Source organism: Microcoleus sp. B13-B6, from assembly GCF_036705405.1.
Lineage (GTDB): Bacteria > Cyanobacteriota > Cyanobacteriia > Cyanobacteriales > Microcoleaceae > Microcoleus.
Genome location: NZ_JAUBUJ010000023.1, coordinates 79,295 through 91,913, shown reverse-complemented (window position 1 = coordinate 91,913; position 12,619 = coordinate 79,295). Strand labels below are relative to the sequence as shown.

Here is a 12,619-nt window from a genome sequence, read left to right as displayed (position 1 = left end):
TTGCACACGCGGAGCATTCAAACCAGTCAAAGTCTTTCTATGTAAAGGTTTTAGGCTTTTTCAGCAAGCCCTAAGTAGATGGAAGGCATTAATATTTGGTCTGGCTCTGATATTGGGATTGGTGCAGCTTTGACCAATCCCACAGAGCTAGCCTTTCGTAAAGGCACTCTCAAGAATCGCTATCCGGTAAGATTCAACAATGTGAATTATCCTGATGCTGAATCTGCATATCAAAAACACAAAAAGGAAGATTTGCAGGAATCGATCGAGGTAATGACAGAAATCATTGTTTGTAAATTACAGCAACATCCCCGACTGTTTGAAACAATTACCAAAAATGGCGGTGTTGATTGGCTTAAGCGATGTCGTCACATTGTTGGAGTCAGAAATAGTCGCTGGGAAGGCTACGGATTGGAAAGCAATTTCATCCTGTGCTTAGTATTCGCCTATCAATTGTCTCTTGAATAGCAGGATTGCCGGGTCGCTCCCGGTCTTAAATTATGTCTAAGCCTAAACAAAAATCTGAAATCAAGTTTGCGATTCTTAAAGCGAGTTATTGGGTTGGTCATGCTACTGAATATGGCATCGTTTATTGGTTGCTCGAAACTCTAGGGCAATGGACTGAAGAATTTGAGGATGCTCATTTCTTCGATACTCGATCGGCTGCTGAACAACGCTTAGCTGAGGAGAATCGTGTTTCTGAAAATCCTGATAATCATTGTTCCATTGTGGAGGTTCAACTCAACCGGGATTAAAAACTAGCAATGAGCTAATAATGCTTCGCTTTGAGTTAATGAGTTTAATCATTTAAGGAGTAAGATTCATGGCAATGTCAGTCGAACAAATCAAACTAATTATCCTGGGGTCTGAAGAAACACTGCGTCTTTTGCTGAATCAGCCTGAGTATCATGAAATCGCAAGCAGTGAGAAATTGGGCACAGCAAATAAATTAGGTTTGATGGATGCTATTCAGATACTTAGTGAACTTCATGATGCGATCGAAGAAGCTGAACATGATATGGAAAACAATCTGCCTCGTTATCAATTTGATACTTAGAACCATAAACTAGAGCTGTTGCCGGGTCGCTCCCGGCAGTCTTATGAAACCCAAAACTGTTGAGTGGAATCCTCCCACTGCTGAAGAGTTGCCATGTAATTGGTCAGTTCAGGCGCTCGGTGATGATGGCGGAGCTTATAAAAGTCGTGACGGTTTGATTGTAATAATTTCTTGTTGCATAGAAAGAGATGGTCATTGGTGGGTTCATCTTTCACTATCTCGGAAAAAATCAGTTCCAACTTGGATAGATTTGGTCAAAGTCAAAGAGATTTTCTTAGGTGCGGACGCTTTGGCACTTCAGGTTCTGCCCCCTCGCTCAGAATGGGTAAATGTTCATGAGTTCTGCCTCCACCTTTATCAATGCCTTGACCAACGACCAATTCCCGATTTTCGCAAACTAGGAACCATCTAAAATGACACTCGATCCAAATGACATGAGAACCTACCCGGTTCAACAAAAACCATGCAAAACTTGTCCGTTTAGTGGTGAAAAACCATTACCCCTCTGTCCATCAGATTTGGCAATATACTACGAAAACTTGATGGGGAATGGGCAACACATTTGTCATAGCACGAATAACACCAAAATCTGTCGGGGTAGCCGAGACATACAACTAAAATGGCTGTGTTCGATTGGTTTCTTAGATGAGCCGACTGACGAAGCTTTCAACGAAGCAGTAAACTGGGCATTAAATAATAAGGAGTCAGTAACGTCAACAACCCTGACTAAATCTTAGCAATCAATTCAAGCTTTATAAACTGCGAAATCACCTTGGATCGATTAATCAAAAATGCCCGATTGTATCAATCTATGAGTCAAATATAACTGGCTCGTAGATTGACCGCTCGCACTGAAAAAAAAGGGAAGTTTCTGTGGAGTCAGCAGGATTGAAAATGATTTCGCTGATATTCCGTATGAACAATGGCAATTGTTAATCTCGGCTCTGGCAGCAGTTTTTGAATTTGATAAAGCCTGGTTTCAGAAAATTCATGACTCAACCTATACCCAAACTTTAGACCCATCTCAAGCAATTTTCCCAATTTATCTAGCAATACTCCGGACAGTTTTTGAGACAGAGGCCCAAACCCTCATTCTACCGTTAGCATTTGACCTGACTGAGAAGGCTGAAACCCGCATTATGCCGTTAGTGATTGAAAACTGTCCGGACTATTGATCTAGAAAATTCATGAAGTACAAAACCGTTTACTTGCACAGGATTGTTGCCGAACAATCGATTCGCCGCAAGCTCAGACCAGGTGAAATTGTCCACCACCTTGATGAAGATAAATCTAATAACTCACCCGAAAACTTGGTGGTTTGTTCGAGTGCTTCACTGCATCGGCAATATCACATCCGGTCACTGCATCAGAAAATGGAACCCGCTCGACTCGTTAGGCAAGGCGATTTGTGGTTCTGAGGAAAGCCCACGCATCCCTCACAGTACGGATGCGTGGGTCTGCCGGAATCCGGTTATCCGAAAAAGAGGGAAAAACACATTAATACGAAAATGTTGGCAGTCCAAGTTTTGTTAATAGGTACTGCTGCTTGTGTTGCTGCCAGTATATATGACCATTTCAAAAATGATTAAGCTGACAAACAATCTGATGAGTATTAAGAAGAAGCTCATCCGAGTGGCATTCAAGTCGAGTAGTTTGGGTAAATCAAAAACGTGAACGCAAATGAGCACTAAAAGTATCTTCTACGGGGAAAATTAGAAAATCATAGTAGAAAATTCTAGATAATTTGACACTTCACCGGGAAATGTGTTTCATCTACAAGCTTGGGTTTTACCAGAACTTGAGTTAGTCGCTGAATCAGATTTCCCTGGAAATAGTCGCTCAGAAGCCGAAAAGCAGGCCAAGTTAATGATTGCTTGCGACAACCCCATTGATGAGAAATGGCATCTGAAAACGCTATTGAGTAGGTAATGCTTCGCTGTTGAGTATTGATTTATTGTTGAGGATTTTCTAATGGACATTGAACAAATTAAACCAATCATCTCTGGTAGTGAAGAAACTGTACGACTCTACAAAATCAGCCCGAATATCAAGCCATTGAGAATAGTGAAAAGTTTGCTACTGCAAACGATTTAGTTTGGGCAGATGCGATTCAAGCCCTGTCTGAAATTTATCAGGCAATTGTTAAGTCAGAATATTATTTGCCTGACTCAAACCCCGAACAAGCCCCCGAACAAGCCCAAGAAATTCTTAGCAACCTTTTTGATTTATTGGGAACCTAATTAGCGCATTAGCCGGGTCGGTTTCCCCGAACCCGGAGGCTACCTTTCATAAGGCGAAACTGAGCGGGCAAGTCGTGGTTCCGCTCAGCTTCGCCCTTGGGCGAGCGGGGAGCCTCTCAATTGGTTAATAAGGATGCTACATTTTAAAGGCAGCGCTAAAATCTTCTATCTTCTTGCTTGACCTGAAGAGTGTCCTAAAAAAGGCTCCTCCTTCAAACGTTGGCGATGTCAGGCAAGCGCTACCATTACACCTAGAAAAGGGAGAAAAATCAAATGGCTTACAGTGATTTTACTTTAGAAAAAGTGCAGAAAAACTTTGATTTGACTATTTCAGAAGATTTGGATCTTTTTGCCAATGTTCCTGATTTAGAACCTAGTATTTCACTCACTGATTTTTTAGCAGATTATGCACAACTTGCATTAAAGATTAACACAGAAAAAGCACGGTCAGAAATGATTATTGCGCCGATTTTACTAAATTTTAGAAAGCAAGTTTCATCAAAAATTAGCTTATTTTCGGGAGTGGATTTTAATGTGGATTCGGAACGGGGATTAAACGGAACCTGCGACTATATAATCAGTAATTCTACCGAACAGTTATTTGTGAAATCTCCGGTCATTATTTTGGTAGAAGCTAAAAAAGAAAATATTGTAGGAGGGTTAGGTCAGTGCACTTCAGAAATGTTAGCTGCTCAAGTTTTTAACGAACGGGAGGGGAATCAAATACCAGTAATTTTAGGAGCAGTTACTTCAGGAAATATTTGGAGGTTTTTACAATTAGAAGAAAAGCAACTCAGAGTTGACGCAACAGAGTATTATCTGAAAGATGTCAATAAAATATTAGGAATTTTGGCAAACGGAGTACACTCTTTGTCGTCACCTATAATATAATTGTGCAATCTATGCAGTTTCGCTCGATTTAACCGTGCCGCCAATACCAACAGTCACAGTCAAGTCAGGATACAAGCCACAATCTATCGATACCAGCATTGAGACGGATGTGCTGATGTTTCAGCTATTACGACAGTTAACGCCCCAACAAAAAGTACAACGGACTTGCGCTTTCAATCAAGCGGTGCGAAAGCTGGCAATATCTGGAATAAAGAACCAGTATCCCAATGCTACTGAGGCAAAAGTTCGGCAAGAATTTATTAAAAGGTGCTTGGGTGCTGAGTGGATAGAAGTTTTATCAGATAGTAGAATTTGGGGTGAAATCGTGATTGCAGATCCGATTCTATTAGCGCAAAAAATAGCCAGCATCTTGCTACCGCTGAATATTCCCTATGTGGTTGGCGGTTCCGTGGCAAGTTCGCTGTTGGGAGAGAACAGATCTACCCAAGATTTGGACTTAGTGATTGACCTGGAACCGCAAACAGCACAGAGACTAATTGATGCCATGTCAGGCGAATTTTACATAAGCGAGTCGGCTGTGACTGAAGCAATTGCCAAGTCAAGAACAGCACCCCGCGAATCATCGTTCAATGTCATCTATTTGCCTTCTATGGAGAAAGCAGACATTTTTGTAATGAGCAGCGATGACCCTTTTTCAGCTTTGGTGATGAGTCGTCGTCAACTTTACCCTGTTAGCGGTTTAACAGAGGAGGGAATCTACATTTATTCGCCCGAAGATATCGTCCTGCAAAAACTCAGTTGGTATAAACTAATTCCTGGCGGTTCCCAGAAGCAGTGGAGGGATGTGTTGGGAGTTTTGAAGGTGCAAGGGGAACGACTCGATCTGGCTTACTTGAACCAGTGGGCTGTTACACTCAAACTAACAGATTTGCTCTCGGGAGCGTTGCTTCAATCAGGATATTAAGAGTCGGTAATTGAGAATGAAACAAAACAAACAACAGCTTGCTATTGCTAAAAAAATCAAAAAATGGATTCAAACCACCCAAGAAGTTGAAAAAGCTCGACTTGCCATACCGATAACCAGGCTGACGAGTATCAAAAGTCTGTGCGTTGATGAAGTTGCTGCCGAAAAGTTTGGACTCTACATAGCTCGACTGGTGCAGCAGCAGATAAATCAGGCGATTTGTCCCGAACATTTCACAGATGAAGAATGGGCACAGCAACAACAATTAGTGGATGAGGCAATCACACTGATGCAAAGTTACTTAGAAAGTCCTAGTTACGAAAGCAGGCAATCTCTCAGAAACTTATTGAGAGACATTGATGGCTTGCAAGGGGATGACTACCGTAATTTTAGGTGGACAACGGTGCGTTTTGTCCGCAGCGGAGATTTATTAAAGCTAGAGTATGCACTGCGGTGTTTCGTAGAGACAGATTTTCCCTATTGGACTTACAAACTAGCTAGAGAATATGTAGAAGGCTATGGATTGCAGTCTGGTTCAGGTATCGTGGCTGAATCAGTACCCATGTTGTTGGAGGTAGCAGAATTTTGGTGTCAGTATTATTTCGATCAGAGTTTGAACGAGAAATTTCCCGATGGGGACGATCGCTGTGTTCAACCCAACCCGTGAGAATTTTCAGATGCAGATTGAGGGTTTGTTAAGTCTGCAACCCCTAAGATTGTCAAACTTGCCATTAAACTAAATCGTCTGAGTCACACTTTAGAGTTCTCCTATATTTTCCAGGCGTAAGAAATGCAGTCGTCCCGATGCTTCACCAGCTACAATTGTGACTTTATCGGACCGGGCGGTGCAGCAAAATAAGGCTGAAAGTAGCGATCGCCTCCCCACTTTCTCTCATCCCAGACTTTTAGGGTGTTAACGAAGTTAGTCAATTGAGTGTCCGTGACTTTGACCCGATGAGTAAGACGCAAGCGGATATGGGGTAAAGGACGCGGCACGAGCGTCGGAAGTAGTGGACTTGGGCGTGGCGACTGTTCGGGCGATCGCCAATTGGTTGGAAAGAAGGGGAAGTTGCTCGCACGATAGCCCGCTTTTTACAGCACTTGACTCCGCCCACAGCGGACACAGACGCAAGTGACGATGGTATCTGCAAGATGGTTGTTCCTCACAGGGAAAATGCTGGCTCTTGCAGAAATGCAAAATTTAGTAGGAAATCCAGGTGAATCTGCTTACATTGAAGTTGCTTCCTATAACACTTTCAGGGATAAGGCAGTTAGTTTGATTTGTGACGATGAGTTTTTAATGAAAGAGATAAATCCTACTTGCGAAACTGGTAATAGAGACATAATCCACGGTCAAGTTTTGATTGGAGGCACTTCGCTCGAAAAAGAAGATTTCGCTCTCTTAACCAAAGAGCAAACTGAAATCATCAAAGCTAAAATTCGCTCGGTTCGTCGTAAATAAAGCGCTTTACCGGGTCGTTCCCGGCTACTGATTATGCAAAAGTTGGGAGAAAATAGAAACTAGAGAATCTATCAACAAACTTTGCTCTGAAAAACGGGATGCTTCCAAGCATTCAGTTTATTTCGACTTGGCATAACTGCCTAAGTCTTCATCCAAAATTATCTTGCCAATTTTCTGATATTCTCGTCGGGTAGCGCGAATGAGATGAGACATACTGACATCATCTGCTTTTTCAGCAGCGGCTAGAAATGCGGCAGCTAAGGCGATATTGCGGATATTGCCGCCAGCAATCTCAAAGCGACGTGCCATAAATTCTATATCTAAGTCTGCACTTCGAGGGGTTTTATCGGGAAAAATATGTTGCCAAATTTGGTATCGTTCCGGTTCTTTAGGAAAGGGAAATCCGATAATAAAACTCAATCGGCGGGTAAAGGCATCGTCGATATTATTTGCTAAATTGGTGGTGAGAATCGCGATACCTTCGTATTCTTCCATTTTTTGCAGGAGGTAGCCAATTTCTATGTTAGCGTAGCGATCGCGCGCGTCTTTGACTTCGGATCGTTTGCCAAATATGGCATCGGCTTCGTCAAATAACAGGATGGCGTTGGAGGTGGCGGCGGCGGTGAAGATGCGATCGAGATTTTTCTCGGTTTCGCCGATATATTTGCTGACGATTTGGGATAAGTCTATTTTATAGAGGTCGAGCTGCAATTCGCGGGCGATCGCTTCGGCTGCCATTGTTTTACCTGTTCCCGGCACGCCTGTAAACAGCGCGTTTATCCCTTTTCCCATCGAAAAGTGATTGTCAAATCCCCACTCGGACAAGACTTTGGATTGATGTTGAGCGCGATCGCATATTTCACGCAAGTGCGTTTTTTGCTCTTCTGGCAGGACAATATTTTCTAAGCGATATTTGGGTTCGATATGAAGAGCGAGTTGGGTGAGGTCGTGACCGGATTGGGCGCGGGCGGCTGCGAACAATTCTGCTAATTTGGGTTGGGTGTCGTTCTTCCCTTCAGTGCAAATGCGATTGCAAGCAATGGCGATCGCATCGGCAATCCGATCGCTCGTCAGGCGAAAGCGATCGGCAACAGCATATAAGTCGGAATCTGTCAAGGAAATTCCGGCGTCGGCGAGGTGAGTTTGCCAGATGTGGCGGCGCTGGTGAAAGTTGGGGAGGGTGAAGGGTACGGTGACGACTCCCATAGCGCCGGTTGTTGGGTTCCAGAGTTCGGTTCCGGAGAGGATGGTGAGTGTGGCGGGGGTGGAAAGCAAGGTGTCGCAGGCAATAGTGCGATCGCTTAGAGGCAAGTTATCCCATCCGTCCAGATAGAGGAGGGCATTCTGAAAGAGAGCTTCTCGCCTCAGCAGTTTGAGGGTGGGTTCGAGTTCGGTTTTGAGGTTGGCACTGAGGCGGGAGAAGTCGGCGGCGAGTAAGGGGGTGTGGAGTTCTCGCGCTATTGCTTCGGCGGCGCTGCGTTTGCTGCTGGTATCGGTTCCTTGGAAGTAGAGGCAGCGGGGTTGGGGGTTTTGGGCGATCGCGCTGAGTTTGTGCTGGAGTTCGGGGTTGAGGAACGGTTCGCTGTGGGTGTGGGTGGGGGGTATGAGGTGGCAAAAGGGGGCGAGGCGGCGATCTAGTCCGCTGTTTCCCAGCAGGTAGCGGACGATTTGGGGGTCGAGGTGGAGGGTGTGGGCGAGGAGGGGCGTGGGGGTGTCGGGTTGGCTGTGGAGGTGGAGGAGATGGTGGCGGATTAGGGGGGCGTCGGGGGAAAAGCGATCGCGCTGTTGCAGTTTGTCGGCGGCGGTGGTGCAGAGGAGGTTGAGGGCGAGATCGACGGTGGGAAGTTTGGCGCGAACGTCGTCTTGCAGGTAGGCGTAGAGGCGTTCGTAACGGCGATCGAGTTCCGGGGCGAGGGCGATCGCGAGGATGTCCAGGTCGATGGTTGCAAGCTGGTATTGGCGCTGCAACCATGCTAACCGGGATGTTGCTGGGGGGGATGCGGTTTCTGGGGCGGCGGCGGCAAATAAGGGTTCGGCGGGATGGCGTTGCAGCAGAAGTTCCACTTCTTCTAGGCTGATTTGCAGTCCCCGGTAGGGTGCGGTGGCGCGATCGGGACTGTAGAGGGACTCGGCGAGGAGTACGGCTTTGTGGATGAGGGTGTCTATGCGGTTGAGCCAGGGGAGTAATTCTTCGAGGGGGGTGGTGGTTGCTTCGCCCATTGTGCGGGGGTAAGGGATGTGTTTGGGTTGCGCGGATAGCTGGATGCGCGGGTACGATTGGGTATTGGTGAGCTTACTTTTAGTCTCCCACACTCACGGGGAAACTAATCTAACGAGTCATCAGCGATAGAGAAGGCGATCGCCGACAAGAATAACACCATTATGCCTGTAGAGTGCGTTAGGCGCTTTCTTGGGTTAGTGTTACTAACAATTCTGGGGTCTTTTATAATTAAGCTACGTCCCGTTCAAACTCGACCTATGACCTATACCCCATCTAAACTACTTAGCTTCGAGGAGTTTATCGCCCAATATGGGGATAATACACGCTATGAACTAATTGATGGAGAACTCAGAGACATGGAACCTACAGGCCCACACGAAGCGGTTGCTGGGAGTATTGCGGGTAGAATCTATGTCGAAATTTTCCGCAATAATTTAAACTGGTTGGTTCCAAAAACTTGTCTGATCAAACCACTATACGCTGAAGCTACAGCGCTGCGTCCTGACGTAGTTGTTTTAGATAAAGCAGAACTTAGACAAGAACCACTTTGGCAAAAAGAACCCGTTATTTGTAACGGGAGTACCATTAAGCTTGTGGCTGAAGTGGTCAGCACCAATTGGCAAGATGATTATGCTAGAAAAGTGGAAGAATACGCTGTTTTGAATATACCAGAGTATTGGATTGTGGACTTTCGCGGCTTGGGTGGTTTGCAATTTATCGGTAATCCAAAGCAACCTACTTTCACGATCTGCCAATTAGTTAACGGTGTGTACCAGCAGCAACAATATCGCTTGGGAGATACTATTTCTTCTTATCTATTTCCAAATTTACAATTGAGACTCGACGACATTATGCCGACCTGAAAGCGATCGCGTTCTCGATCGCGCTTTTGTGTGGGTGTGCGATCGCCTCGATTTTCGTCTATCGAGCCCGATCGCCTTTAGTCATTTTGAAATATCTCCTGTAAATTGCGATAGCCACGCTCCACCCGGAGAATTTCGATATCATCTTCAACAACATGATAAAATACGATGTAACCCATCATCAATATTCCTCGCTTGCCCAGGTCTGAGTTGAGCGTAGGACTTGCCCACATAAGGGAATCGTGCGAGGTGTGGGCACTTTTGGGTAAATGTTTGTACGAAGCGATCGCCAGCATCAACGCTACTTTGCAGAAAATACTCGGAAATTTCTTCTAAGTCTTGACAGGCGGGAGCAGTTATGCGTAAAGCTCTCATCGGGAGGTCGATCTGGCAGCTTCTACTTTACTCCGCAATCGAATCAGAACTTCATCAACATCTAAGACATCCCCTCGCTCTGCTGCCTCTATGCCCTGTTCAATTTTTAGTCGCGTTTGTTCCACCCAAGCTAAGTATTCTGGGGTTTCGTCGGAGTTTTGCTGTACTATCTCATCTGCAAGGAGCACGAGAGCGGTATCAATTGCATCTTCTAGGGAAACGTACCCACCTTGCTGTGCGAGGGATTGAAGAATTTGGCTCTGCTGCGAACTGAGGGTGATTTGCATATTTGTTCGGTGCTGAACGATCGCCTTTGAGTTTAACAGAGGTAAATTTCATTTTATTGCGGCGGTGCGACAGATATCGATCGCGTCCGCTGTCGCCGCTGATGGGGGCGCTGTGCCTGAAGCCGCTGGATGACCGGATGGCTGAACTGGGCTGCTTTTATGTCCGCTATATGGACGATTGGGTCATCTTGGCACCGACGCGCTGGAAGTTGCGGAACGCGATTAAGGCGGTGAATCAGGTGATGGCGGATTTGCGGGTGGAAAAGCACCCGGATAAGACCTTTATCGGGTGGATATCGCGGGGCTTTGATTTTTTGGGCTATTGGTTTTCACCATCGGGTTTGGGGATTGCCCTGAAGACGGTGGAGAGGTGTTTGGAGAAGGTTTCCCGGCTTTATGAGCAAGGTGCGACCGTTGGGCGCATTGGGGAATATGTGGGGCAGTGGTGGCAGTGAGTGCGAGGTGGGGTAGATATTGCGTTCCTTTGGATTTCTTTTGTTTCTTTTCCGCCATCCTCCATTGGGAATTTTTCATCACGGGAGTCTTTCTTTTCCAGTCGTTGCTTATAGCTACTCTCTGCTATTTCGCTTATATACTATTTGGTCTTTCGATAAGTCAATACCCTTAGGCTTAAACTATTTCTAATGCGTCGTAATCTAGGTCGTTTCCGTTATCCGCTATGTGACTTAGTTCGTCTAAGATTCTATTCCTAGTGTTTTCCACTTCTTCTTCTCGCTTCTTTCCTAACAAGAAGTTTATGAACATTGAGATGATTGTCATCGCGAAGCCTAATAGGACGATAATCACGACCCTCTCGCTCTCCATGACCGACATAACTGGGAGCATATTTCCTATCGATAGTGGAACGATCAGTTTCCACAATAATTTCACTATAAGTGAAATTAATTCGACTAGGGTTAACGGGATTATCGCCGACTCCTGGTTATTGCATGAACCCAGACATTCTTTACACCTTTTTATTAGCGCCCATAAATCTTCGACGCTATTGTAGCTCAGGAGGGTGATGGTTACATACTTATCGTATTCGTTTCCGGTCGCGCCCATCATTGCAAGGAGTGCCGTCGCTACAATGTCGCTCATTTCGTCTAGATTTTGTTTGAGGACTCCGCCGTATAGCTCTACGTTCCTCTCTCGCCAGTTTTGGGCTACCCGTACCTCGTCACTCCAGTCTAGTTCTCCCGTTGTCTTCTTGTTTAGAAGATATATTTTCTCTGATTCCAGCCTCGCTTTGAAAAGTTTTCGCAGATTCGCCTCTTTCGCTCCTGTCACCTGATTATCAGTTATCCATTTACCGATACTATCATACGCTTCTCCTGGGTCTACAGGTGTGCCATACTTACAGCGTACCTTCCCGTCTGCCGCCTGAGCTATGGCAGTTCGGATTAGCTTTCTTTTCTCAGTGCTATCCATGCCTTCGACTGGTTCCTCTTTCGTTTCCTCTCGCCAGACGCTCTTCGCTAGCGCGTTCTGCTGCACCACATGGGTCAATTCATGCGCTAACAACTCCTCCCACCTACGACTCCCTGGCTCATACGCTCCCTGCCGAAAGAACACATCCTGCCCTGTGGTAAACGCATAAGCCTGAATCGATCGCGCCAACCGATCCGCCTGCGCCCCCGTATGCACGCGCACGCCGCCAAAATCCGCCCCAAACGCCCGCTCCATCGGCTCCTTCACCGACGGCGACAGCGGCTGTCCCCCGCCTTTGGCACGCTGCAACTCCCCTTCCCACTCGCTAGAGAGTTCTCCCCCTGCATCGCCCGCCGATCGCACGGTTATCTGCCGTTGCACCCGTCCCGCTTCCCCACCGGCTGGTATCCTCTCCTCCTCCGACTGTGCATTCTGTTCACGGAATGGGGAACTGTGAATTTCGTCAACCACTTGTCGCGCCACCCGATCGGCCTCTTCTTCGTACATATCCCCTGGCGTGCCGAGGGTCAGCTTCCGCTGTACCAGCGCCCCAGTTGCGGGTAGCGCCAGTGTTGCATTTTCCAACCTCATCTCCTGGGACAAACCCCCGAATAAGGGTTGACGCTGAATCCTCCCCTGACTGACGGGCATCATACCCCCCAGCATTGGCATCTCGCCTACCATCGTGGCGTTTAGACTGGATGGGTGAATGTGGGGATGTGTCTCCATCAGCAGTCCCATTTGCCGATTGCCGATCGCCCCTTGCAGGTCGTGCTCCTGGTGTACCGGGGATTTTACGCTTGTTTTGGTAGGGTGCGATCGAGTGGGTGCTGCCGATTTCTTTTGGTGCGTGGTTTGTTTGTCCAT

Annotated in this window: 17 protein-coding genes; 13 read left to right on the top strand and 4 right to left on the bottom strand. The window is 46.4% G+C overall.

Annotated elements, in window-relative coordinates; genetic code table 11:
* Window positions 1-78 precede the first annotated feature (78 nt).
* The 11 genes from QUB35_RS13170 to QUB35_RS13120 all read left to right on the top strand — a co-directional run bounded on the left by QUB35_RS13170 (window position 79) and on the right by QUB35_RS13120 (window position 6,575).
* Window positions 79-468, top strand: coding sequence for a hypothetical protein (locus QUB35_RS13170; RefSeq protein WP_333142333.1), 390 nt, complete (start codon window positions 79-81; stop codon window positions 466-468).
* Window positions 469-500: 32 nt separating this feature from the next.
* Window positions 501-755 (top strand): hypothetical protein, encoded by a 255-nt coding sequence (locus tag QUB35_RS13165; protein ID WP_333142332.1) that lies wholly within the window; start codon window positions 501-503, stop codon window positions 753-755.
* Between the two features lie 68 nt (window positions 756-823).
* The gene (locus QUB35_RS13160; protein ID WP_333142331.1) at window positions 824-1,057 is read left to right on the top strand and encodes a hypothetical protein; all 234 of its coding nucleotides are present in this window, start codon (window positions 824-826) and stop codon (window positions 1,055-1,057) included.
* 43 nt (window positions 1,058-1,100) lie between these two features.
* Complete coding sequence (locus QUB35_RS13155) at window positions 1,101-1,469, top strand: DUF7694 domain-containing protein (protein ID WP_333142330.1); 369 nt, start codon at window positions 1,101-1,103, stop codon at window positions 1,467-1,469.
* 1 nt (window position 1,470) lies between these two features.
* Complete coding sequence (locus QUB35_RS13150; RefSeq protein ID WP_333142329.1) at window positions 1,471-1,794, top strand: hypothetical protein; 324 nt, start codon at window positions 1,471-1,473, stop codon at window positions 1,792-1,794.
* Window positions 1,795-2,244: 450 nt separating this feature from the next.
* Window positions 2,245-2,475, top strand: coding sequence for an HNH endonuclease (locus QUB35_RS13145; RefSeq protein WP_333142328.1), 231 nt, complete (start codon window positions 2,245-2,247; stop codon window positions 2,473-2,475).
* A 346-nt stretch (window positions 2,476-2,821) separates the two neighbouring features.
* Window positions 2,822-2,986, top strand: coding sequence for a hypothetical protein (locus QUB35_RS13140; protein ID WP_333142327.1), 165 nt, complete (start codon window positions 2,822-2,824; stop codon window positions 2,984-2,986).
* 584 nt (window positions 2,987-3,570) lie between these two features.
* Complete coding sequence (locus tag QUB35_RS13135) at window positions 3,571-4,188, top strand: hypothetical protein (RefSeq protein ID WP_333142326.1); 618 nt, start codon at window positions 3,571-3,573, stop codon at window positions 4,186-4,188.
* 34 nt (window positions 4,189-4,222) lie between these two features.
* Window positions 4,223-5,113, top strand: a complete 891-nt coding sequence (locus QUB35_RS13130; RefSeq protein WP_333142325.1) for a hypothetical protein — start codon at window positions 4,223-4,225, stop codon at window positions 5,111-5,113.
* Window positions 5,114-5,129: 16 nt separating this feature from the next.
* Complete coding sequence (locus QUB35_RS13125; protein WP_333142324.1) at window positions 5,130-5,780, top strand: hypothetical protein; 651 nt, start codon at window positions 5,130-5,132, stop codon at window positions 5,778-5,780.
* A gap of 507 nt (window positions 5,781-6,287) precedes the next feature.
* Window positions 6,288-6,575, top strand: coding sequence for a DUF3846 domain-containing protein (locus tag QUB35_RS13120; RefSeq protein ID WP_333142323.1), 288 nt, complete (start codon window positions 6,288-6,290; stop codon window positions 6,573-6,575).
* A gap of 117 nt (window positions 6,576-6,692) precedes the next feature.
* Here QUB35_RS13120 and QUB35_RS13115 read toward each other — a convergent pair whose 3' ends face one another.
* Window positions 6,693-8,795 (bottom strand): AAA family ATPase, encoded by a 2,103-nt coding sequence (locus tag QUB35_RS13115; RefSeq protein WP_333142322.1) that lies wholly within the window; start codon window positions 8,793-8,795, stop codon window positions 6,693-6,695.
* A 258-nt stretch (window positions 8,796-9,053) separates the two neighbouring features.
* Here QUB35_RS13115 and QUB35_RS13110 point away from each other — a divergent pair, with 258 nt between their 5' ends.
* Complete coding sequence (locus QUB35_RS13110) at window positions 9,054-9,659, top strand: Uma2 family endonuclease (protein ID WP_333142321.1); 606 nt, start codon at window positions 9,054-9,056, stop codon at window positions 9,657-9,659.
* A gap of 147 nt (window positions 9,660-9,806) precedes the next feature.
* Here QUB35_RS13110 and QUB35_RS39135 read toward each other — a convergent pair whose 3' ends face one another.
* Entirely contained in the window at window positions 9,807-10,034 is a 228-nt protein-coding gene (locus QUB35_RS39135; RefSeq protein WP_445252027.1) for a type II toxin-antitoxin system RelE/ParE family toxin, read from the bottom strand.
* The gene (locus QUB35_RS13100) at window positions 10,031-10,321 is read right to left on the bottom strand and encodes a hypothetical protein (RefSeq protein WP_333142319.1); all 291 of its coding nucleotides are present in this window, start codon (window positions 10,319-10,321) and stop codon (window positions 10,031-10,033) included. The genes QUB35_RS39135 and QUB35_RS13100 overlap by 4 nt, the downstream gene beginning before the upstream one ends.
* 2 nt (window positions 10,322-10,323) lie before the next feature.
* Between QUB35_RS13100 and QUB35_RS13095 the strand changes: the two genes are divergently transcribed.
* A complete protein-coding gene (locus tag QUB35_RS13095; RefSeq protein WP_333142318.1) occupies window positions 10,324-10,776 on the top strand; it encodes a reverse transcriptase domain-containing protein in 453 nt (150 codons plus the stop codon).
* 175 nt (window positions 10,777-10,951) lie between these two features.
* On the opposite strand, the gene QUB35_RS13090 is transcribed toward QUB35_RS13095, so the two are convergent.
* A complete protein-coding gene (locus QUB35_RS13090) occupies window positions 10,952-12,619 on the bottom strand; it encodes a DUF4157 domain-containing protein (RefSeq protein ID WP_333142317.1) in 1,668 nt (555 codons plus the stop codon).

Excerpts from the sequence above, each read along its gene's own strand:
- QUB35_RS13170 (WP_333142333.1), top strand. The coding sequence starts at position 79 with ATGGAAGGCATTAATATTTGGTCTGGCTCTGATATTGGGATTGGTGCA.
- QUB35_RS13165 (WP_333142332.1), top strand. The coding sequence starts at position 501 with ATGTCTAAGCCTAAACAAAAATCTGAAATCAAGTTTGCGATTCTTAAA.
- QUB35_RS13160 (WP_333142331.1), top strand. The coding sequence starts at position 824 with ATGGCAATGTCAGTCGAACAAATCAAACTAATTATCCTGGGGTCTGAA.
- QUB35_RS13155 (WP_333142330.1), top strand. The coding sequence starts at position 1,101 with ATGAAACCCAAAACTGTTGAGTGGAATCCTCCCACTGCTGAAGAGTTG.
- QUB35_RS13150 (WP_333142329.1), top strand. The coding sequence starts at position 1,471 with ATGACACTCGATCCAAATGACATGAGAACCTACCCGGTTCAACAAAAA.
- QUB35_RS13145 (WP_333142328.1), top strand. The coding sequence starts at position 2,245 with ATGAAGTACAAAACCGTTTACTTGCACAGGATTGTTGCCGAACAATCG.
- QUB35_RS13135 (WP_333142326.1), top strand. The coding sequence starts at position 3,571 with ATGGCTTACAGTGATTTTACTTTAGAAAAAGTGCAGAAAAACTTTGAT.
- QUB35_RS13125 (WP_333142324.1), top strand. The coding sequence starts at position 5,130 with ATGAAACAAAACAAACAACAGCTTGCTATTGCTAAAAAAATCAAAAAA.
- QUB35_RS13120 (WP_333142323.1), top strand. The coding sequence starts at position 6,288 with ATGCTGGCTCTTGCAGAAATGCAAAATTTAGTAGGAAATCCAGGTGAA.
- QUB35_RS13115 (WP_333142322.1), bottom strand. The coding sequence starts at position 8,795 with ATGGGCGAAGCAACCACCACCCCCCTCGAAGAATTACTCCCCTGGCTC.
- QUB35_RS13110 (WP_333142321.1), top strand. The coding sequence starts at position 9,054 with ATGACCTATACCCCATCTAAACTACTTAGCTTCGAGGAGTTTATCGCC.
- QUB35_RS39135 (WP_445252027.1), bottom strand. The coding sequence starts at position 10,034 with ATGAGAGCTTTACGCATAACTGCTCCCGCCTGTCAAGACTTAGAAGAA.
- QUB35_RS13100 (WP_333142319.1), bottom strand. The coding sequence starts at position 10,321 with ATGCAAATCACCCTCAGTTCGCAGCAGAGCCAAATTCTTCAATCCCTC.
- QUB35_RS13090 (WP_333142317.1), bottom strand. The coding sequence starts at position 12,619 with ATGGACAAACAAACCACGCACCAAAAGAAATCGGCAGCACCCACTCGA.